20 protein-coding genes and 1 pseudogene are annotated in these 20,135 nt (G+C 65.1%); 4 read left to right on the plus strand and 17 right to left on the minus strand.

All coding sequences use genetic code 11. From position 1 onward, the window contains the following. Positions 1 to 6: 6 nt before the first annotated feature. Entirely contained in the window at positions 7 to 1,110 is a 1,104-nt protein-coding gene (gene mycP, locus OJ254_RS28470) for a type VII secretion-associated serine protease mycosin (RefSeq protein ID WP_265364668.1), read from the minus strand. Between the two features lie 38 nt (positions 1,111 to 1,148). Here mycP and OJ254_RS28475 point away from each other — a divergent pair, with 38 nt between their 5' ends. Further along, positions 1,149 to 1,280, plus strand: a complete 132-nt coding sequence (locus OJ254_RS28475; protein ID WP_265364669.1) for a hypothetical protein — start codon at positions 1,149 to 1,151, stop codon at positions 1,278 to 1,280. A gap of 1,495 nt (positions 1,281 to 2,775) precedes the next feature. Here OJ254_RS28475 and OJ254_RS28480 read toward each other — a convergent pair. The 6 genes from OJ254_RS28480 to OJ254_RS28505 all read right to left on the minus strand — a co-directional run bounded on the left by OJ254_RS28480 (position 2,776) and on the right by OJ254_RS28505 (position 7,737). Further along, positions 2,776 to 3,084: a hypothetical protein gene (locus tag OJ254_RS28480; RefSeq protein ID WP_265364670.1), complete on the minus strand. Its 309-nt coding sequence runs from the start codon at positions 3,082 to 3,084 to the stop codon at positions 2,776 to 2,778. Positions 3,085 to 3,380: 296 nt separating this feature from the next. Next, on the minus strand, positions 3,381 to 4,478 hold the full coding sequence (locus tag OJ254_RS28485; RefSeq protein ID WP_265364671.1) for a hypothetical protein: 1,098 nt from the start codon (positions 4,476 to 4,478) through the stop codon (positions 3,381 to 3,383). Positions 4,479 to 4,480: 2 nt separating this feature from the next. Then, complete coding sequence (locus tag OJ254_RS28490; RefSeq protein WP_265364672.1) at positions 4,481 to 4,963, minus strand: hypothetical protein; 483 nt, start codon at positions 4,961 to 4,963, stop codon at positions 4,481 to 4,483. Between the two features lie 185 nt (positions 4,964 to 5,148). Then, positions 5,149 to 6,615 carry a DUF6571 family protein gene (locus OJ254_RS28495; protein ID WP_265364673.1) on the minus strand — a complete coding sequence of 489 codons (1,467 nt, stop codon included), beginning with the start codon at positions 6,613 to 6,615 and terminating at the stop codon, positions 5,149 to 5,151. Between the two features lie 2 nt (positions 6,616 to 6,617). Further along, positions 6,618 to 7,076 (minus strand): hypothetical protein, encoded by a 459-nt coding sequence (locus tag OJ254_RS28500; protein WP_265364674.1) that lies wholly within the window; start codon positions 7,074 to 7,076, stop codon positions 6,618 to 6,620. Between the two features lie 217 nt (positions 7,077 to 7,293). Further along, positions 7,294 to 7,737, minus strand: a complete 444-nt coding sequence (locus tag OJ254_RS28505; protein ID WP_265364675.1) for a hypothetical protein — start codon at positions 7,735 to 7,737, stop codon at positions 7,294 to 7,296. Between the two features lie 214 nt (positions 7,738 to 7,951). Here OJ254_RS28505 and OJ254_RS28510 point away from each other — a divergent pair, with 214 nt between their 5' ends. From OJ254_RS28510 to OJ254_RS28520, 3 genes are all read left to right on the plus strand, one after another. Further along, positions 7,952 to 8,134, plus strand: coding sequence for a hypothetical protein (locus OJ254_RS28510; RefSeq protein ID WP_265364676.1), 183 nt, complete (start codon positions 7,952 to 7,954; stop codon positions 8,132 to 8,134). Between the two features lie 85 nt (positions 8,135 to 8,219). Continuing rightward, entirely contained in the window at positions 8,220 to 9,428 is a 1,209-nt protein-coding gene (locus OJ254_RS28515; RefSeq protein ID WP_265364677.1) for a hypothetical protein, read from the plus strand. 20 nt (positions 9,429 to 9,448) lie between these two features. Next, the gene (locus OJ254_RS28520; protein WP_265364678.1) at positions 9,449 to 9,937 is read left to right on the plus strand and encodes a hypothetical protein; all 489 of its coding nucleotides are present in this window, start codon (positions 9,449 to 9,451) and stop codon (positions 9,935 to 9,937) included. A 26-nt stretch (positions 9,938 to 9,963) separates the two neighbouring features. Here OJ254_RS28520 and OJ254_RS28525 read toward each other — a convergent pair whose 3' ends face one another. From OJ254_RS28525 to OJ254_RS28570, 10 genes and pseudogenes are all read right to left on the minus strand, one after another. Continuing rightward, positions 9,964 to 10,260, minus strand: coding sequence for a hypothetical protein (locus tag OJ254_RS28525; protein WP_265364679.1), 297 nt, complete (start codon positions 10,258 to 10,260; stop codon positions 9,964 to 9,966). Further along, positions 10,236 to 10,493: a hypothetical protein gene (locus tag OJ254_RS28530; protein WP_265364680.1), complete on the minus strand. Its 258-nt coding sequence runs from the start codon at positions 10,491 to 10,493 to the stop codon at positions 10,236 to 10,238. Before OJ254_RS28530 ends, OJ254_RS28525 begins: the two co-directional genes overlap by 25 nt. A 301-nt stretch (positions 10,494 to 10,794) precedes the next feature. After that, on the minus strand, positions 10,795 to 11,769 hold the full coding sequence (locus OJ254_RS28535; protein WP_265364681.1) for a DUF6777 domain-containing protein: 975 nt from the start codon (positions 11,767 to 11,769) through the stop codon (positions 10,795 to 10,797). A 732-nt stretch (positions 11,770 to 12,501) separates the two neighbouring features. After that, positions 12,502 to 13,156, minus strand: a pseudogene (locus OJ254_RS28540) (mobilization protein); the annotation flags it as partial. Positions 13,157 to 13,781: 625 nt separating this feature from the next. Beyond that, positions 13,782 to 15,620, minus strand: a complete 1,839-nt coding sequence (locus OJ254_RS28545) for a hypothetical protein (RefSeq protein ID WP_265364682.1) — start codon at positions 15,618 to 15,620, stop codon at positions 13,782 to 13,784. Positions 15,621 to 15,963: 343 nt separating this feature from the next. Next, positions 15,964 to 16,635, minus strand: a complete 672-nt coding sequence (locus OJ254_RS28550) for an ABC transporter ATP-binding protein (RefSeq protein WP_265364683.1) — start codon at positions 16,633 to 16,635, stop codon at positions 15,964 to 15,966. Between the two features lie 93 nt (positions 16,636 to 16,728). Next, complete coding sequence (locus OJ254_RS28555) at positions 16,729 to 16,998, minus strand: hypothetical protein (RefSeq protein ID WP_265364684.1); 270 nt, start codon at positions 16,996 to 16,998, stop codon at positions 16,729 to 16,731. A 616-nt stretch (positions 16,999 to 17,614) separates the two neighbouring features. Further along, a complete protein-coding gene (locus OJ254_RS28560) occupies positions 17,615 to 18,394 on the minus strand; it encodes a 3-deoxy-manno-octulosonate cytidylyltransferase (RefSeq protein ID WP_265364685.1) in 780 nt (259 codons plus the stop codon). Between the two features lie 24 nt (positions 18,395 to 18,418). Beyond that, positions 18,419 to 18,985, minus strand: coding sequence for an NUDIX hydrolase (locus OJ254_RS28565; RefSeq protein ID WP_265364686.1), 567 nt, complete (start codon positions 18,983 to 18,985; stop codon positions 18,419 to 18,421). Between the two features lie 5 nt (positions 18,986 to 18,990). Further along, a complete protein-coding gene (locus tag OJ254_RS28570) occupies positions 18,991 to 20,112 on the minus strand; it encodes an adenosylhomocysteinase (protein ID WP_265364687.1) in 1,122 nt (373 codons plus the stop codon). Positions 20,113 to 20,135 lie beyond the last annotated feature (23 nt).

Here is a 20,135-nt window from a genome sequence, read left to right on the forward strand (position 1 = left end):
CCAGCACTACGACACCGACGACACCCCAGATGACATAGGCCGAAGCCTTACCCCCGTTGGAGGAGGCATCGGACGGGCCAGTGGGAACCGGTGAAGCCGAGGGGGAGCCGGCAGCGGACCGTTCTGCGAGCCTGCCGGGATGTCCTCGGTCAAGGCGCTGAACGGGCGGATGAACCCATAGCCGTAGTGCTTGTCTGGGAGGTTCGTACCCTTCAAATCGTCTGGCAACTGCGCTGTCTTCACCAGGCGGTTGACGATCTGGCCAGCCGTGAGGTTGGGGAACTTGGAGCGGAGGAGGGCGGCGGCAGCTGAGACATAGGCAGTGGCATCGGAGGTGCCTGTGCCGCTTCGATAGCCGTGGTCGCGTCCCGCCCCGGGGATGTCCACTCCTGGTGCGGCAAGCATGTTGTTGGACCCGTAGTTGGACTTCTCCCAGATCTTTCCTGAAGAGTCGACCGCTCCTACCGAGATCACGCCGGGGAGGCTCGCGGGGTAGTTCGGCTCGGCAACGCCGTCGTTGCCGGCCGCGGCAACAATGACGGCGTCCTTCTTTCGCGCATACTGAACGGCCTCGTCCAGGTCGGTAATCTTGAACGTATCCCCCAGCGACAGATTGATGACTGTCGCTCCGTGGTCGACGGCATAACGGATCGCCTGCGACACGGGGGATTCCCCCTTGCCAGTGCCCACCCGCAAGCCATCCTGAGTGTTGACAAGCAGCGGCAGAATCTTGGCCCCAGGAGCGAGCCCCTTGACGCCGGACCCGCCTCCGGGCCCGTGACCATGGCCGGCGATCAAGGAAGCCATGGCAGTGCCATGTGAGTTCTCTGTTTCACGGTCGGCACGACCGCTGCCCTTGAGAAGGTCCCTTCCGGGCAGCACATTGCCCACGAGGTCGGGGTGGGTCCCGTCGACACCGGTGTCGATGACAGCGACGGTCACCCCCCGACCTGTGGATACCTTCTCAATCGCGTCCGCATCGAATGCCGACAAGGCCCACTGACGATCGCGAATGGAATCCGCGGCTGCCGGGGGTGCTACATGCGCGAGACCGACCGCGCACAGCAGCGCCGTCCCACCCGCCGATCTCATCCATCGCTTGAACGTCACGCCTTGCTGCTTCCTTCCGAACTGCCCGGCTCTGCCGCATGGCTACGCTCTACCGGTACGCCGCCGTCTTCCGACTCCTCAGAGGCCGGAACGCCAACAACTCCCGGCACAACGTCCCGCTGGGAAACCCAGGTCTCTTCATCCTCGACGAGATAATCAGGACGCTGTGACTTGCGACGTTCCTTGTCCTCACGGGTGGACCGCCCGTTGGCCGGTACGCCCAGCGGACCACGCGAACGAGACGATCCTTCCGAACGGCCGTTCAGAGCGCCACCCCGACTGCGATGCAAACCTGAGCCACCCTGCGAGCCCCGCCCCGGTGCGCCGGGCTTGTTCGGTTCCCCGATGACACCACCGGGACGTCGCGCGAGCCCTCCCTGTCGGCCACGAGCACCGCCCTTACCAGATGCGCCAGGGCCCGTTCCGCCGGCAATCGGTGGTCGTCCTGACTGACCCGGTTGGCCAGGAGCACCCGGCATAGCGGTTCTTCCTGAACCAGCACGACCGCCCGGAGTCTTACTCGGTACGCCCGGTGAACCGGGACGCACCGATTTACCGCCCGCAGGACCGCGTCCGCCAACCACCGGACCAGCACCAGGCACGCCCGGCCCGACGGTGCCCGCACCGGAGTTGTCAGGTGCCCCGACCACCGGTCCGCCGGAGCCAACGCCAGGAGGACTGGCGGGATTGGCTACACCTCCACGAACACCGTCCAGCGCCGTACCAGGACGCGGCGCCTGCGGCACGGGAGGACGCGTCCCGGGCCGGCTAGAGCCTCCTGTACCCCCGCCCTCCCGTGAAGGCTGGGGCGAAGCAGCACCACCCGCTGGTGACGTGCTGCCATGTGCGCTCCGGCTAGACACGCCAGCGGCACTCCCCGTTCCCCTCCGCGGGCTCGCCACGGCTGGCACCACGGCGACTGCCACATCTGGCGGCGGCACCGTCGAATCCGGCGGCGAGATGGGCTTCTCCCGGTCCCGGGGTGGTGGTGGCGCCAGCTGATTCGACTTGACGTTGTACGAGGCTCCGAGCTTCTCCATATGGGCGGCCGCCTGCAAGGCGATCTCCCGCCCTCGGGACAGCGTGTCCCGGTGCTTGTCCAGTGCATCGCTGGAGTTCATGCCGTTGGCGAGATCCTGCTTCAGCGTGTCATCGCTGCGAGCACCAAAATCACTCAGCCAGTCCGCACCGTCCTGGACTTTAGAGCCGATCGCTTCAAGGACGTTGCCGCTTCCCGATGCGGCTTCGGAATCCTGTAGAGCCGTGACGGCCCTTTGAGTATTGCGAAGGTCGATCGCCGCGGCTTTCAGAGTGTGCGCCGTATTTTTCGCGTACAGAGAGCCATTCGCGAGACTCGTGCTCAGATTCTTTGCCCGCTCCTCGAAGGCTTCCGCCGCTGCGCCGTGCCAGTACTCACGGACATCTGCCACGGCCTTGTCCAGCAGATCCTTCACGCTGCCGTCCGGCGCCTCACCGGCAAGCTGGTCGTGCACGTACATCCAGTGGTCGGCGATCTCGTCGACCTTGTCCGGCTTTGCGTCGCGCACCATGGCCTTCAGCGACTCAAGCGTATGGCTTGAGAAGTTGGTGGAGTGCCCACCCCCGCTACCCATTTCATTCCTCCCCGTTGTGCCGACTCACCTATCGAGTCGGCGGCAGCCCGCCTCAGCGCATGGACCGGCGGACCTCTTGCTCACGGCTGTCATAGTCGTCGTGCACGCTTCTCGACTTCTTGCCGGCATCGGCCATCATGTGCCTCAGCTCGGCGACCATGGCCGCAATCTCCCGCTTCATCCTGCTGTGCGCATTGCGGAGCCCAGATTCCTCGGCAAACCCCTGGCCGAGATACCCCTCTGGTAGCTCGGTCTTGTACTCCGCAGTGGTCCCGATCCCATCCATGGTGTCCACCAGCGAGTTGAGACGCGTGATGACTTGCTGAAGCGCGCTCAAATCAACTCGATATTCCTCGGCCACCTGCAAACTCCCCCCGGTGTGCCCTACTTAGTGCTGCGCTTGAAGCCTGACGCCACAGGCAGAGAACCCATGTAACCCCCCATCAGAACGCCAGGTCAACCACCTTCCTAGCGGTCGCCGCTGCGTGCCATATCTGTCCTGAAAGCGACGCAATCCTGGCTGACGCAAGACGTAGCGTCGCAGCTGGTGACCGGCTCCACGTTCAGGGGGCATACCGGCGTATCTGCGATGAAGCGGTCACCAACCATCGGCGAGCATGCTGACGCGCGAACATGGCCACCTGCGACTGAGCACCGTCACGGCAATTTTAGATCTGTACAACCATGGCGCTTCGCGGACCGGGTGGCGAATTCCTTCAACGCCTGCTTCTTCCCCCGAACTGCATCACCGGAGAACGTTTCAGAGCCATCGATATCGCGTCCGCGGTAATTACTCCAGCTCCCGATGACGTAGCGAGCTCGGTGTCCATTTCGGCACTCCGCGGCGGCGTAGTACGTTTCGTCACCGCCTTCTCCGGAGCGGATATTGTACCTTCCGTACGCCTTGTCGAATGGGTAATAGTAAGCACTCATGATGTATTGAGTTCCGCGTCCATCCTTCGCCTGGATGAAGCAGTCCTCAATGGGTGCATTTCCATCTGCGTGCGAGCCGATGCCGCTGACACGAATCCCTTGGCAGGTCCCTTTGGCTACCCCTGGAAGCTCGGGCTTCATGGAATTGTTGCCCGGAATAACATTGACTTGGCCGCGGCCTGGATCCGTCTTGCAACCCCACGCTTTGGCTGCCCGTTCAGCGGTGTGCACCGCAGTGAATCCCAGCCGCGTCTTCTGGGCTGAACTTGCAGCGCTGAAAGTTCCGTCCAACGTCACGAGCAGGCTTCTGTCGCGGCCCTTGTTTGAACAGCTCATGACGACAACAGCTGCACCTCGATCCTCTGCCCCGGTCACGACGCCGCGCCAACCATGCCCGATGGGCGAAACCGGCCCGAAATCTCGGCCGAACGAACCATCTCGCAGTTCACCGAGCCCTCCGTCCGGATTGCCATTCCAGTCAAGGGAAACATCGAGATAGTTTCCGTTGGCCTTGGAGGAGACTATGCAGCGGTGTAGGGTTCCTGAGTCAAAATTCGGATGGTCATCCGCAGAGGCATCCTTTGCCGTTAGGCTGTCCACGCCCAGGAGCTGCTTCAGTTGGGACGATTCGATACTTCCCCGGCAGGCATTGGAAAGGGATCGACCATCATTCCAACTGTCATACGCCCCGCTGAAATAGAAGACGCCGGGCACCGCTACCACAAGGAAGATAAGCGCAGCGATCAGCCATCGCTTGCGCTTTATGCGAATAATCCGGGGGTTAGGGTCCCCGATCCGACGCTCCCCCACTGTGGATCCCATGACTAGTTATCTCCACGTCCTAGAGAGCGCCCGGCCTCAGTAAGACCGCTTTCGTAGGTGTTATTCGCCTCGTGCTGGTCGTCGTCGGCGTCCCCGCCGTCAGGGTCCAAACCGCGTTCGGTGTACCAAGTGGCGACCATCTTGTTTACACTCTCGCTGCCGGCACGAGCGTTCGCCTCAAGCTTCCCATTGGCGTCTAGCTGAATGTCGGTTGTCGCGTTGTCCAACCATGCCTTGGCGCCGGCGTCCACGAGTCGCACGGCGATGTCGCCGACACCGGGAATCTTCGTGGCACCCGCGGAAACGACGTGCTGAGCAGCCTTCACCTGCCACGCCTTTGCTGCTGCTTCGCTCTCTTTGTGATCCAGAATGACGTCTGCCTGAACCGCGTCATAAGCTCCCATAGCGTGTGCCGCGTTTTTCATGAAACCGTTCATGACCTTGGGACTGACATCGGGCTGGAACGTAGCCAGCCCATGCGCCACGTGCTTGATCTCAGCTTCGTGTAGGGCGCGGAAGGATTCGGGATCCTCTGCGACTCCCCGCATGGTCCTGGTGAGGGCTCCAGGGTCAAGGCGAACCGCGACGTCATCCTTGGTCCCGGAAAGCGCGTCGTGCGTTTCGGAAACGTAATCACGCAGGACATTAGTGATAGGGCCCCGCATGTCACTCAGGAGCGGCTTGTACGGGCGAATCTCGTCGTGGTCTTTACGATTCGGGGCGGTGTTTCGCCTCCGAGGGCGTTGACAGCGTCGCGCATGACCCTGGTCTGTGCTTCAGTGTGATCACGCGAGCCGTATTCGGAGTCACCGCCAGGTCCGGTTGCTCCCGCCTCGATCGCCAGTGCCAAGGAGTGATGGCCTGTCTTACCGTCAAAGGTGTCCTTCGGCCATTCCCGTTCGCCGGCAAGATACTTGAGGCGATCGTCCTCGTTGTTCACGCCCGGATCCAAGAATTGGGTGGCGGCCTCGGGATTCTTCGCCAAGGCATCCATCAACCCCTTCATGGGGTCGCTGCCCCCTCCTTCACCCGAGTAGTCGACCCGGGCCATGACGGAGTCGGGTGCCCACAGCAGCTGCGGCGTCAGTGCCTTGTGGGTGCGCTCGAAGGACACCAAGCTGCGACCGTAGTCGTTAAGGAAGTCGGTGTCGTAGCTTCCGCTGCGCATCAGGCTGCTCATGAGCTGGTACCCCTTGGCGCTCGGCCCGCCTGGCCCTCCCGGGTCGATGGTCTGCGGCCCGAGCGCCAGCATCTTCTCCTTCCACTCGTCCATCGCCACGCTGTCGCTCTGTGTGGCGATGCCGAGTGTGGAACCGAGACCGGCCTGCAACTGCGCGAGGGCGGCGTTACGCTCCGGGCCCCGCTCTCCGGAGTTGGGCCCGGACGCCTCTCGCCAGAATTCCAGCGCGCCCTTCGGGCCAAGCGTGGTGGCGAACCGCTCCGCGAAGACCATGTCGGTCTTGCGCTTGGACAGGATCTTCCCGAGCCGGTCCAACTCGTCGGTGGTGAGATCTTCGCCCTTCTTGGTAAGTCTCAGAGCCTCCGCCATGTCCTTCTTGGCGTCCCGGGCCGAGTCCAACGAGGTGTAGATGTTCTTGTTGAAGGAGGCGTTGTTGCCGTTGGCGTCCTGACGCAGCGCCCAGTTCGCGGCTTCGTCCGCTGCGGTGGCATCCCGCAGCACCTTCTGTATGCGCCTTTGGATGTCCTCGATCTTTGCCTTGCGGTCCGGGTGGAAGACATCGCTGTATCCGCCGGCCATGAAACCCTGGGTGCCCGGATCGGTATCGATGACCATACCGTTGTCCAGCACTTGGAGCTTCTCGGCCGGCGCCTCCTCATCGATGATCCGGCGGAGCTTCTTCTGTGCGGCGCTGAACTCCGCGTGGGCGTCCAGCAACAGAGTCGCAATGGCGTGGGCCTCTTGCGCCGCCGCGGTGTACTGCTCCTTGACCTTGGTGAGCGACAGCTGCGCCTGGTCGGCTGCTTGCCCGTGCCAGTCGGACTTCAGGGGCTTGGTGACACGTGCCTCGAACAGCTCATGCAGGCCCTGGTACTTCTTGGGCAGCAGCCTCCATTCGTCCGCTGCTGCCTGGAGCTTGCCGAGGTCGGCGTGGAGGAGGTCTGAGAACGCAACCATGATCAGTTCCTCCCACCGTCAAGAGAGTCCATCCTGGACTTCTCGGAGTGGTCTGTCCGCTCGTACGAACTGGTGGTGTTGTGCAACTTCATGACGGCGTCGGACAGCATCGTGCTCAGATGCGTGGACTCGTCCGCCCACCTCTTGTGCAGTGCGGAAAGCCCCTGAGAGCTTTGCCAGCCGCCCAGTGCGCTGGATGCGACATCGGTTTCCGACAGCGCGTGCTGATCCACCTTGTCGGTATCGCCCCGGAGATCCTCCAACGCCTTGGCCGCTTTCGTCAGCGCGGCCGTTCGGACCGAGGTCTCCTGAGTTCCGCTCCCTGCACCCCCGCTTCCCTTGCTCCCTGAGGAGTTGAGCTCCATCGTCGCGTTCTGCCGCTTGGCGGCATCTGTGAGCGATCCGTCAGCCTTGTAACGGAACGGATTGAGCTGGCGGTCCCAATCCTGGTCGTAGGTCACGTGCTTCCCCGTGGCGGTGCGGTTCTGTGATCACTATGAACACACAGAAGCAGGAGCCTAGGGCGTCAAGTGGACGGGAGCAATCGGCTCCGGGGGCGGATTCGAGCCGACCTGACGTTCCCTCTATGCACGGTAATAAGGGCAGGTAGAGCAACCGTCGAAGGCATTAGACATCTGCCCCTTGCACGAGGACATCAGACTAGGTAGGCGCCGCCAGCTACCTGCCGTACGGCTTCATCCCATACGTCGCCCGGCCGCGCTCCGCCGGCCCGGGGTGCCGTGCGCGCTGTGAAGCCAGCACCGCGCGGCCCCGTTCACCTACCTCACAGAGCCCGTCGCGCTCGCCGCCTGGGCGCGCGACGGGCTGGGCCCGGTGTGCCGGCTCAACAATGCCGACGAACTCCTTGTCGCCATCCCCGCCCATGGGCTGCCCGCCCCCCGCTACCTCCTGCCCCGGAGGCTCCGCCATGCGCTTCCGGACCCTCACCGACGGCTCCGACACCCTTGCCCTCACCGACCGGCCGACCGCCGACGACTTCCCACCTCTGCCGTACGGGCTCACCTCGGCAACGCCGTGGCTGTTCGCGCCCACGAGGTGCATGCCGGTGACCTCGTCGTCGCCGATTTCCCCGACGAGGCCGGCGTCCGCCAGGCCGGCCACATCCCCACCCCGTACCCCGCTGCCCCTCACGCCTTGAGGTACTGCCCGTGCGAGGGGTGTGAGGAGTGCGACGACGTGGACGCCTGGACGCTCTCCGACCACAGCCGCGTTGCGGACGTTGGTCTGTTGACTGCACCAAGTTGGTGATCCGCTGCTGTTACGGCTGGTAGGTGCCGGGGATCTCGGCATGTCCTCGTTGCGTGGAATGTCCTCCGTGCATCGGGATCTGATGGATGGCCGCGGCCGGTTGCCGTCGATCGGTGCGGCGGTGAAAGGGGAGAGAACTTCGCTGCCGTGGTTCGTGGTCGATGCGGTCGGCCGGGAGGTCGAGCCGGTGAGTCGGTACCTGCGGGATCTGGCGCTCGGTGACGATTCCGCCCCACTCCACCGGCTGTAACCACGCAGTCCCCGAGGAGAGTGCGCCCCACGGGCCAGACTCTACGATCTGCTATAGCTTGGAACCGATGTAGGGAGGATGCCCAATGTTCGTCATCAAAATTCCGATTGCCGAATATTTGGAACGGGCGTTCACCGCAGCGGAAGAGACCGACTATGCGGGAATAGTTCTCGCCATAGGGCGCGAGGCCGACAGTGGCCAACTCATTTCCAGCGTGATGGCGTCCTGGAGTAGCCTCCACAGTGTAACTCGGGAGCACTTCGCAGTCATAAGCCCTGACGCATCTAAGGGTTCTCACATGACTACCGTCGCCAACCCAGGGGTTGAGCCCGAAGCGCTGGGTGCTCCAGGAATTGAGACCGCCATGGTCGACGACAGGGAATGGGACAGGGCGTTCTGGCGGGCCCTCCCAGTGAAGCGAGGGCAAGACCCTCTGCAAGTAGGCGCCGCCATCTCGGAAAGGCGCCCAAGTACAAAGCGAGCCGGCGTGAAGGCCGTAACGTCCACAGTCAACGAAATGGCCAAATTTCTGGGGTTGAGTGAGTCTCTCATTCCTTGCGTAGCGGTAGCCTCCATGTGGGAGAAGCGAATTCTCGTCTTGCCTACGTCATCCCAATTCGACATATACCCGTTCCTCAAATCTGCGATAGAGACCTTCGAGGAAGAGGCCACCGCCGTTGATGACATACGGCGGGAATTGCGTGCAGCCCAGGATGACTTCGCAAGGGAATCATACGCTGCTTCCAAGGAAGTGCGGTCGCGCAAAAGGAGGGTCGACAACATGAGAGCAGACTGGCTGAAACAGGAAACCTCGCTCCTTGGAGAACTTCGACTCACAGTAGCGCCTAAAGTCGAGCCACTTATGGAGGAACTCCAGGCTGCACTAAACAACTGCCGCCAAGCCCCCGAGCCGGCACTGAGAGTGCTAGCAGAAGTGAAGTGTGCAATATCAGAGCTGCCCAATGATCGACTACATAGGAAAATAGAGAGCGCAACCCGCAAGGTACGAGAGGGGTTCGCGGAGGAGGGCGAAGCGCGCGAGCGACTTGCAGTAGCCGAGGAAGAATTGAGGAAAATCGGCCGCACGTATGAAAATGTCCGGATTTTGCGCCACCTCTACGAAGAAGCTAGGGCGGCGGTTTCTCTCTCCAGCCACGTACGGGCTGCCGCACCTGTAGTTGGGATACGAACAGTAAAGGGGAAAGCGCTGGGATCTACTCCTTGGGCCACGGAGATCCTTCAACGGCAGGTCGACAAGGTGGTTTCAATCCCGCTCAAGCGCCAAATGGAATAGTGATGGAATATCCAGAGAGAGTGGCGTCGCTGCATCTGAGCCTAGTCGAGGATCAGACCAGCGCTGAACGCTCACGTAAAACCTCACTCGAACAACGCGCGGCACTAGTGATCACAACCTCGGGTGCACTGGTGACCCTGCAGCTTGCAATGGCTGCCCTTCGAACGCGCACCCAGACTTTTGCCATCACCTCGGTCAGCTTCGATCTGTCAACGGCCGCACTCGCTCTCTTTGTAGTTGCCGCATCCCTTGCACTATTCGCCAATCTTCCGGCGGGTCAGCCAATAGTTTCCACCAAGCACCTGTCTGACCTTGCCCAGCATGACTGGGATGAGCAGAACCCGAACGCCGTCGCCTTGAAGCTATATAACACACAAACGAATATTCTTGCCGAGCTCAGGAAGCGTAACGACTGTAAAGCAAGGATGTTGATTGGGGCGCTGACAGTAGAGTTTATGGCGATCGTTCTGATCGCCATCGCAGTCGCCCTCATTTTGACCCGCAGGTAATGTCTCTCGTTTGGCTACTGGCGCCGTTAGAGTCCAGAGCGCCGGGATTTCCCCTGCTGGAAGCCCTCGCGGGCCTTGATCCGCAGTTCATCGGGCCCACTGTTGAGGTGGGTGCGCAGTTCGTGGTCGTACAGGACGCCGACGGGGGCGAGGTCGTACGCGATGCGCAGCACCGTCGACCAGTGTCGGGCCAGGATCTTCGCCACGGGCGGGGCGGCGTCCTGGACCCGGACGTCGGGCCGCTGCCACCGCTCACGCAGCTCGGCAACGATGCCGTGGTCGCCGGCGGCGAGCATGTTCAGGGCGCGGTTGAGCGTGGCCATGTTCGTGAACATGAACCGGCGGCCGCGGGCCAGAAGAACGACGCCTGGAAGTCGGCGGCCAGGATGATCAGGTGCTCAGGGAACAGCACTTCGGCGGCGCCGGGCATTTCGAGGTCCACGTGGGCCACGTCGCCCTCCCCGAAGTGCTCGGAGCTGGTGACCTGGGCGTGGTGGATGAACGCGCCCACGGTGTCGGCGACCACGACGTGCCGGGCCTCGTGCACCGCGCTCACGAGCCTGATCTGGCACGGGCTGAGGCCGAGTAACTCGATCGCATCTGCGGAGGGGGTGCGCTCCTCTCGGTCGTCGACTCCTACATCGGGTACCGCCCAGCGACGGCTTGGTGCAGAGAGGTGCCTGGCCCCGCCGAGGACGACGAGCCGTGCGCCATCGTCCTGCGCAACCGGCCCGTGGCCGTGCCCCCTGCCGATGTCGTGGCGCGCGCCGAGCGGGCCACCGAGGAGGCTGCGCCTTTCGATATCGAGAGGGCACCCGCCGCGGCGGGTGCCCTCTCGTGTCAGGTGGCGCGTCAGATCACTGTGCGCTCTGGCTTCCGCCGGTGGTGGTCTCGCCGCCCGTCGTGGTCTCGCCGGTGGTGGACTCGTTACCGGACGTGCTGCCTTCCGTGGTGGAGGGGGTCACCTCGCCGCCGGTGGGGGTATCTCCGCCCGTCTCCGACGGAGATTCGCTGCCCGTGGTGCCGGTGGTTCCGCTCTCCGACGGCGCGGTGCCGGTGGAGCCGGTCGGGGTCTCGCCGGGCGGCTGCTCGGAGGACGGCGGCTGGGACGAGATGGGCCCACTGGGCGTTTCGGTCGGCGGGGGCGTCGGCCGGTCGTTGCTGCCATCGTCGCCCGTGGGGCGCTTGAACCACTGGCCGGTCTTCGGATCGCGCAGGGTGAATTCCTGGATCGGGGTCTTCGACCGCTGGACGACGACCGCGTTGCGGGCGTTGTAGCCGGGCCACTTCCTGCCGACGGTCTTCATGTCCTTCACCTGCTGCGGGTCAGTGAGCGGATTCCCGCACTTGCAGCGCACCCGCGGCACTCCGTACTGGTCGACCAGAACCGCGGTGCCGGCCTGGAGCACCGACTGGAAGTCGTATGCCTTGCCGTCCTTGTAGCCGTGGTTGGTGACCCGGGTGTCGTAGGCGAGCTGCACGGGCGTCAGCGACCGCAGATAGGTGGGGACCGTGTTCGGCGGGAGGCCGAGGACACCGGCGAACGCCCGGTTCCTGGCGGGGTCGCTCTGGAGGTAGCTGATCTGCTTCTGGACGTCACAGCTTGCGTTGTTCTGGGTGCCGCCGTAGAGGCCGGCGGTGTCGCCCGAGACCGTACTGTTCGTGGCGCCGGGCGATTTCGTGGGCGTGGCGGACGAGGACGGCGCGGACTCGTTCGCCGACGACCGGGTGACCGGGTTCTGACCGGTAGAGCTGGCCGTTTCGGCGAACACCTCGGTCTGGCCTCCGCCCGGCCGGGTGAGGACGACCACCACGATCACGACCGCGACCACGGCCGCCGCGATGATGGCGATCCGTGGCGCGGACCGCCACCAGGGCTGACCGCCCCCTGCGCCGCCGCCCCCTGCGCCGCCGTGGCCGCCGGGGCCACCGGGCGGGGGAGGCGGCCCGGGGCGGGACGGCTTCAACTGGCGCCACCAGGGCCCCGAGCCCGCCTGTGGCGGCTCGTGCGAGGGGCCGGTCGGCGTACCTGACTTAGCGCCGGACGGCGGGCGGCCGGAGAGCGGGCCCGACGGCGGCCCCGTCGGGTTGCTGTCAGGCGGCGGTGAAGATGTCACGGGTCGGGTTCCTCTTCCGGCGCGTGGGCCATCCGACGATGCGAATTTTGCCCGTATCTATCGATGTTTAGATCATTGTGTCCCCCGAGGCGCCACTTTTCGCACGCGCTACGCCACACGGCGCGCTTACGGTGGAGGGTGTATGCGTGGGAAGCTGTGGATGTTCTGGATCCGCGATCGCGGTGAGGTGACCGTAAGGCGGGGAGGCAGCGTGAGCCAGCTACGAGATCCCGCATCCGCCGAACCCCCGGCCCGGTAGCCGTCTGGAGCCCGCCACCCGCTCCGGTCCTGGGCCCATGCGCTCGGTACGGCCCTGGCCAGCATCGTCACCATGATCGTGGTCGCCGCGCTCGGCCTGTGGGCGGCCGGCGCCGCGAGCCCCCCGGGCAAGGCGTTCCCCTCCGTGATGCCTTCGCCGATTATCGCCATGTAGTCGGCTCGGGTCAGAAAGAACTCCTCTTCGCCCGCCACTCCGGAAAGAGCCTGGCGGACGCGTTCGTGCAAGGTCTCGCGGGCCGTTTCTGTGCGTCCGGCGCGTTCGGCTTTGGCTCGTTCCCCGCTGGTGGGTCGCTGTGCGCCGGTGCGGTCTCCTTCGTTGAGGATTAGCAGGCCGAATTCGGCTTCGATCTTGCGGCAATCGGCCTGGGCACGGATGCCGTCGTTGTGGCGGCGTGGGCGGCGGCCGTCTGCGCGGACGAGGGTGGCGACGAGGCGAATGTGGTCGTCGGCATGGCTTACGCCGATCCAGCGGCATGCCCTGTCGTCACCCTCTTCCGCGATGCCGGTGGCGTGGACGATGTGTCGGGCAACCTTGGCCCTGCCCATTCGGCGTCGGTCAGATGGCGGTCGCCGTGGGTCGTGCGGACGGGGCAGTGCCAGACGTGGCGGGCCGGTCGGCGGTACTTGGGCAGGGCGAGGACGGGGAGGTCGAGGCGGTCTGTGAGCTGCTTGAGGGTGGCGGTCGGGTCGCGTCCCGGGTCGGGGGCAGGCAGGCTCGGCATCCAGGAGGCGACCAGGTGGGGGTCAGTGTGTTCGTCCCGACGGCCGGGCACGTAGAGAGGTAGGCGAGTAGCCCGTAGTAGGTACGGCCGCCGGTGGAGACCGGGCACCACTGTCATCGCCGCACTATCTCAGTGGCTGCCTCCTCGCCCCGGGCAGCGGCCCGCAGAACACGGGCCACCGCCTGGTACAAGGTTTATGCCGACGCGGGCGAGTTGTGCGCTGGCGGCCATGAGTTCCTCCACCCGGCCGCGCTGGTCCAACAGCCAGGGTTTCGGTCCGCCTTGGGCCTGGGCGACCGCAACTGCGGCGTCGGCGATGAAGCCAGCAGTCCTCAGACTGGGCTGCTTCGGCGGCGTGGGTCACGGCGTCGAGTTGTCACGGTTCACGGAACGGCGACATGTACGGGCACCGCGTTGTCGCAGGCGCCCGTCCGACACATCTTGCCGTCTCTCCCCCGCCTGTCCTTCCCTTCCCTCTCTGCTTCTCGAATGGTCGGCTGTCTGCAGGCATGCGTTCCCCGCGCCCGCCTACGCCCGCTCCGCTCGTCCGGCCTGCCGGCGCACCATGGCTCCGATGCGAAGCTCGCCCATAGGAGCACTGAGCGGTGGGCGCCAAAGAAAGTCTCCATCCGACACCACCCGTCTGATCCGTCCAATCCGTGGTGCGGCGTGAGCGGGTGGTCGTAGGGCCGTGGCAACGCTCATAGGGGTCAGCAGCTGTTTCGGTCAGTCGGCGCGGGGCCGCCACGCCAGTGCACGTCGTGCGGCTGTGGAACCGCCCGCAGCTGTTGCAGCTGCGGCCAGGAGGCCCGTTGCTGTCAGGACGGCCGTGATGAGGTCCCATGACAGGGTTGCTCCGCTTTCTCCTCCGGTGACGGGCTGGACCAGGACGACGTGAACGAACGCGCCGACGGCACCAGCGCCCAGAAGCGGGACCCCGAGGCACCAGAACGCCGTCGTGTGGAAGACCTGACTGCGTCCGGTGAGCACGGTGATTGGGGCCAGTGTCTGCGCGAACCGCAGAAATTCCGAGAGGGCGGCGAGTGCCATGGCGGTGAGCAGAACGAGCGTGCCGATGGTGCCGAGGAAGGGAATCCAGCGTGACTGATAGCCGACGGTGAAGGATTTGGCTCCGTCTTCTGCCACCGGCTCGGTGAGTGCCTTCACGCTCAGGTGCAGGTGGGCGGCACGTTTGACGGCCGGGATATCCATGGGCTTGTCGAGGTCGGTGAAGACGACGGCCTGTAGACCGTCGGCACGGTTGATGGCGCTGACGGGACCGGTGCGCACCGCAGCGGGAGTCTGGCCGAACGTCTGGTAGCCGGAGACTCTGAGGCGCTTGTCGAGTTCCCCGTACGGCACTGTGGCCTCTTGTCCAGCGGGAGGGCAGGGGAGCTGGAGGGCACGGAGGTCGCTGCACGGCGCTTGGAGGACTCGGCTGGCGCTGGAACCGTCGGGCTGGATGTTTCCGGTGCCGATGGCGACCGTGTGCGCCCCTTCGGGCAGTGCGGCGGTGAAGGCGTCGGTGAGCCGGGTCGCCGACGTTTGTACGAGCGCCATGCTCCGGCCCTGCGCGGAGTTCAGCTGTTCCTCGTCTCCGGAGCGGGCGAACAGAAGACTGGTGATGATCTGCGTCTGGCCGATGACGCCGATGGCGATGATCATTGCGGCCACCAGACGGACCACCATGCCCGGTCGGGCCGCAGTGGTGCGGGCGGCGATCAGGCGCGCCGGGGCGCCACTGTGGTGAGGCGACTTCGCTGCCCGCCTGCTGATCCGTGACGCGGCCCAGCCGATCACCCAGGGAAGCGTCACCCACACGCCGACGACCGCGAACAGATAGGCCGCCGCGGAGCGTTGCGCACCGACGGACCTCGACGTCAGAGCCAGGACAAGAAAAGCGGGACAGGACCCGAGGGCCAGGAGTCGCAGCAGACCGCTGCCTGCCGCACGAGGTCTTGTGGATGCCCCTTTCCGCGCGGCAGCAGGACGCAACAACAGGATCAGTGCGAGCATCCCCAGGGCGGAGACGGTGACGGCAGCTGCCAGCGTCACGCCCACGCGACGCAGGTCCGTGGCGTACAGGGTGTAGTCGATCCAGGGCAGTTGGACATCGACCAGCAGGAACGGAAGGGTGAACAGGGCTGCGAGAGCAGCGCCGATGCACACGGGCCGGACCGCGGCCCCGATGTCCATCCAGGCGCGTGCGGCCCGGCCGGCACCGAGAGTGTGCAGCAGAGCATCACGACGGTCCCGTCCCGCAGCGCCCATCCTGGCCGCGGCTGCCGCCAGCCCCAGAGCCGGAAGTCCCAGCAGTACGCCGATGACGGCCAGCATGGATGACTGGGGGCCGACGATCCGCAGGTCGCCGAAGACCGGTCCGGGGCCTCCGTACCCGGTGATCCCCTCCATCCGTGCTGTGCCCAGCATCGCCGTGGTGGGACGCACGTAAGCCAGCCGTTCGCCCGGTGATGCCAGCCCCTCGGCGGAGACGGTGCCGACGGTGGTGCCGTACCGGTGGGTGAAGTCCTCACTGGCGGGCCCCTCGGCCAGCGCCGGCGACAAGAACACCTCACCGGGGCCGGCCAGCGCGCGAGGCCGGGCGGCAACGGCGCATCCTTGGTCAAGGGGGCGATGACTACCACGGTGAACTGGCGCCCTTGATAGCTGTCCCAGTACCGACTCCACAGCGCCGATGCCTGGTGCCCGTGATCCGCGAGGGTGGGTACGCGCGCCGCGCCGCGCTGTTCGCGCCCCTCCCACGTCGCAGCGGTCGCGACCAGCGAGCACAGCACGACGGCGACGACCGCGGTTGCGGCCAACAGCGCCCAGAACCGGGCCCGGCCGCCTTCGGCGGTCCGCCCGGCTGCCCGGCCGATGCGGAGCATGTGGTGGATCTGGCCACGCTTCATCGCGCACCTGCCAGGGCCCCTTGTTCCAGCTGCATGACCCGGTCGGCTCGGTTTGCCACAGCGGGGTCGTGGGTGACGACGAGCAGCCCGCACCCGCGGGCGGCGGGTACGGCGAACAGCGTGTCTGCCACATGGTCACGCGATGCCTCGTCAAGTGCACCGGTCGGCTCGTCCGCCAGGAGCAGCGCGGGGCTACCGATCAGCGCCCGAGCCACGGCTACTCGTTGGCGTTCACCGCCTGACAGCTCACTGGTGGCGGTGTCAGTGACGGGCACACCAAGTTCATCCAGAAGTTTGCGGCTCTCGCCATAGGCACGGTCGCGATCCGCGCCGTCCAGCAGAGCGGCCAACGCCACATTCTCCACCGGAGAGAGTTCGGGCAGCAATTCCCCGAACTGGAAGACCATCCCCATGTGCTTCCTGCGGTGCTCTGCCAGGCGGCGACCTCGCAAAGTGACGACATCACTTCCAGCGATCATGACTGATCCGGCATCAGGGCGAACGAGCCCCAGAAGGATGGAAAGGAGTGTACTTTTCCCGGAACCTGAAGGGCCCATGACCGCGACGGACTCGCCAGCGCTCACGACAAGTTCGAGCCCGTCGAGCAGGCGTCGGCCCCCGACCTCGTACCCCAGCTCGCGGACCTCAAGGGGCAACGCATCCGACACGCCATCTGCCTTTCAGGAGAAGAGAATCAGCAATGCGCTGCCCGGGCAAAAGAGCGTCCCGGGCAGCGCGATGTCACAGCGGACCGTTATGACTTAGTGGTCGTCGCTCCACCAGTTGGAACAGTCGTCCGGCCACTTGTCGATTTCGGTGCAGACTCGCATGTCCCACACCTTGCCACCCTGATTGCTGTACACCTTGGTGCCCTGTCCACTGTGATTCCACAGTGTGTACAACTCAGTGCTCGGGTTGTTGCGGTTGTACTCAGCCTTGACGGAGTTGCCATCTCCCTTGGTGTCCTGCAGGCCGACCTGGGACCCGCCCGCCGTACGCCACGCATGCGCACCGGACGTGTACCGGTCCATGTCCGCGAAGGCGGTGGTGGACCCTGCTGCTATGGCAACCCCCGCGACCACCACAGCTGCCCGTGACACTAATCTGCCCGTTCTCTTCATGGAACGTCTCCCGTTGTCGTGCAGACGCCCGCCGGTAGAGGCCGGCGGGCGATGAACGCTGACGATCTTTACAGTCGGCGAAGGCAGTATGAAGTCACATTCTGGCCATTGCGTTTACAAAGTGACCGTTCCCGTCTGGATTCGAACGCGTTCCTGCGTAGACCACTAAGCGGAATTACGGGCTCCCGCATCGACATCCATACCGGCCGTCCTGAGTCTGCCCCGCGCAAGGGCGAATCACCCATTCCGGCGAGCTCCGAGGGACTTCTCTTCTCCATACATCACAAGGGGACTCCGATCTTTCGTGGGACTCACGCCATCGCTTGAAGCAATCATTCCGTTCATCTGCCGGTCGCGGCAGGTCTCGAAATATTCGGCCTGAATGAGAGGTCGTTGGGTTCGGGGAGGTAACGGCGGGTGGTGAAGGCCGCGGCTGCGCCGCGGAAGGCAAGGCTGTGTCCTGGCTTGCAGGCCGCATCGCGAGCTTGAACGGTTGGAATCCGCCAACCGCCGTTTCCTCGCCCCCTCAGGGGGCGCCCGAGCTGGCCTCTGCCTGTTCCAGAAGGAGGTCCGCACGGACGAGGTCCTCGGGGGTGTCCACTGCAAGGCCGGCGTCGACCACGGGCAGCATCCGCACGTTGCGCGAATGCTCGATGAAGCGCAGCATCTCGACGCCCTCGGCACGTTCGAGCGGCCCCTGACGCAGGTTCCGGAATATCTCCAGCCCCTCGGCCATGAACGCGTACAGCCCGAGCTGACGGAGGTAGGCAGGGTAGTGCCCCCGCGGGTACGGGATCGGCTGGCGGGAGAACATCAGGGCATTGTTGTCCGCGCTGACGACGACCTTGACGACGTTGGGGTCAATGGCCGCTGCCACGTCCGTCACGCGCGTGTAGGCGTTGACCGCCAGGGTGGCTGTGTCGAGGTGAGCCGCTGCTTCCGAGACGGCGTCGATCGCTGCCGGGTCGATGAACGGCTCGTCGCCCTGGACGTTGATGTACGCATCCGCGTCGAGGTGCTGGGCGCACTCGGCGACACGGTCGGTGCCGGTGACGTGCTCGCCGGTCATGACGCAGCGAATGCCGAGCTGCCTGCAGGTCTCTTCGATGCGGTGATCGTCGGTCGCGACGATGGCGTCATCGAGCCGTGTGGCCTCCTGGCATCGCTGATGGACGTGCCACAGCAGCGGCTTGTCGCCGAGCATGGCGAGGGGCTTTCCTGGGAATCGTGAGGCGCCCCAGCGGCATGGGATCACCGCTATGTGCCGGCGCGAGGTGTGCTTCGACTTCGTTGTGGTGGCGGCCACGGTGATCTCCGGTCGATAGGCAGGTCAGGGACTGGTGGAGCTCGGCAGGAGAGCGAGCTTGGCAGCGATGGTCGGTGCAGGGACCTTGGTGAAGGGCAGCCACCGGTAGTCCGTGACTTCCTCGACTTGAAGGTGGATCTTCCGCTCGCCGAGAAGCCGGAAAGCGAACCGGAAGTCGTAGTGCTGGTGCGCCGGTTCGCCTTTGCCAGGGTTGGCTGCGATGTCGTGTACATCGATGTCGAGTGGGATGCCTTCGTAACCCATCAGCGGCTCCACGGCGCTGGGCGGGATGCCGGCCTCCTCCTGGAGTTCCCGCAGGGCGGCACTGGGGAGATCGGTGTCGGCGGGCTCGATGTGCCCACCGGGAGCGAGGTCCTTGTCCAAAATCTTGTGGCGGATGTGCAGCACTTGATCGTGTCGGTCGATCACGATGGCGCTGCAGGTGATGTGGCCGGGGTAGGTCTTGCGGCTGGTCGGGGCCTCCGGGCGTGTCAGGGCGTCCAGAAGAGGCCTGAGCGCTTCCCGCTCGTCGGGATGGCGCCTGAGGTATGCCTCGGTCGTGTGGTGGATGTGGCTGCCGGACGGGGGCATGTGGATCACCTTGTGAAGTGGTCGAGCCAGGCTCGGGCGATGGCCTGGCGGGCGTCTGGGGACATCTCGTGGAGGCTCGGTTCGTGCGTGCCCCGGCTGAGTGCGGATGTGGCGGCGAGTATCTCGGCTTGGACGAGGTGGATGTATGTGCCGACGGCCGCGCCATGCAGGAAGTTGACGGCGTTGCCGTTGGCGAGCACGTAGAAGTAGTGGCCGGTCACGTCGTAGCGAGTCAGCTGATTCCCGGCTGGGGTGCGCCGGTAGAGGTCGTCGAGCGCATCGAGTTCGAGTTCGTCCTCGGAGGAGGTGACCGAGGCGACGTACGCGCCGTTGTGCAGGGCTGCGAAGTCGCTCTGCCGTAGGGCCAGGTTGCCGGTGGCGCACAGTACGAGGCCGGCCTTGTGGATCGCTTCCGTGCAGGTGGCGGTGGTGCGGAAGCCCTGGGCGTGGGCTTGCACCTGCTTGACGGGATCGTTGTCATAGACGACGACGCGCAGGTCGTGGGCTCGCAGGGTCTGGGCGATACTGCGGCCGACTTTGCCGAATCCGATGACGCAGGCGTCGCGGCTGGTGAGGATGTCGCCTCGGGTGCGCACCAGGGCTTCCGTGGAGAAGACGATGGACCGACCGACGAGGTGGTCCTCGCAGTCCTTCAGCGGCGAGCGGGCCACCGAGAAGACGGGGCAAGGCAGTTGGCCGAGCGCCACGTATCGCTGGTGGCCGTTTTCGGTGTCCTCGACGACTCCCAGGATGCGGCCGGAGAACTTGTCGACCAGAGTGTCGAGGCTGGGAGCGTAGTAGCCGCCGATGTCGAGGAGGACGACGTCGCGACCGGGTGCGGTTTCTTCGAGGTACTCCAGGGCACTGGTCGGATCGGCGAACAGTTCGCGGGTGAGGGTGTGGACGGCGTATGTGCGGCGGACTTCTGCCAGAGCCTCTCCGGTCACCGACTTGGGCTTGGGGAGAACGGCGGCGACGGTGGTCGTGCGAGCCATCGCGCGTAGAAACGCCGGGCGCTCGGGGAGCAGGTGCGTAATGATCAGCGAGGTGGCCTGACCAGCGGCAGGGAAGCGTTCGGTGATTCGTCGGAAGAAGGCGTCCAGCCGTGCCTTTTCTGGACTCTCCACAGCAAGTCCTCTCTCGTCGCCAG

Source organism: Streptomyces endophytica (genome assembly GCF_026153355.1).
Classification (GTDB): domain Bacteria; phylum Actinomycetota; class Actinomycetes; order Streptomycetales; family Streptomycetaceae; genus Streptomyces; species Streptomyces endophytica.

Bases quoted from the DNA above. Each gene is read 5' to 3' on its own strand.
- OJ254_RS28495 (WP_265364673.1), bottom strand. From the start codon at position 6,615: ATGGTTGCGTTCTCAGACCTCCTCCACGCCGACCTCGGCAAGCTCCAG.
- OJ254_RS28515 (WP_265364677.1), top strand. From the start codon at position 8,220: ATGTTCGTCATCAAAATTCCGATTGCCGAATATTTGGAACGGGCGTTC.
- OJ254_RS28565 (WP_265364686.1), bottom strand. From the start codon at position 18,985: ATGCCCCCGTCCGGCAGCCACATCCACCACACGACCGAGGCATACCTC.
- OJ254_RS28485 (WP_265364671.1), bottom strand. From the start codon at position 4,478: ATGGGATCCACAGTGGGGGAGCGTCGGATCGGGGACCCTAACCCCCGG.
- OJ254_RS28525 (WP_265364679.1), bottom strand. From the start codon at position 10,260: ATGGCCACGCTCAACCGCGCCCTGAACATGCTCGCCGCCGGCGACCAC.
- OJ254_RS28475 (WP_265364669.1), top strand. From the start codon at position 1,149: ATGGCTACGCTCTACCGGTACGCCGCCGTCTTCCGACTCCTCAGAGGC.
- OJ254_RS28555 (WP_265364684.1), bottom strand. From the start codon at position 16,998: ATGGACCGGTACACGTCCGGTGCGCATGCGTGGCGTACGGCGGGCGGG.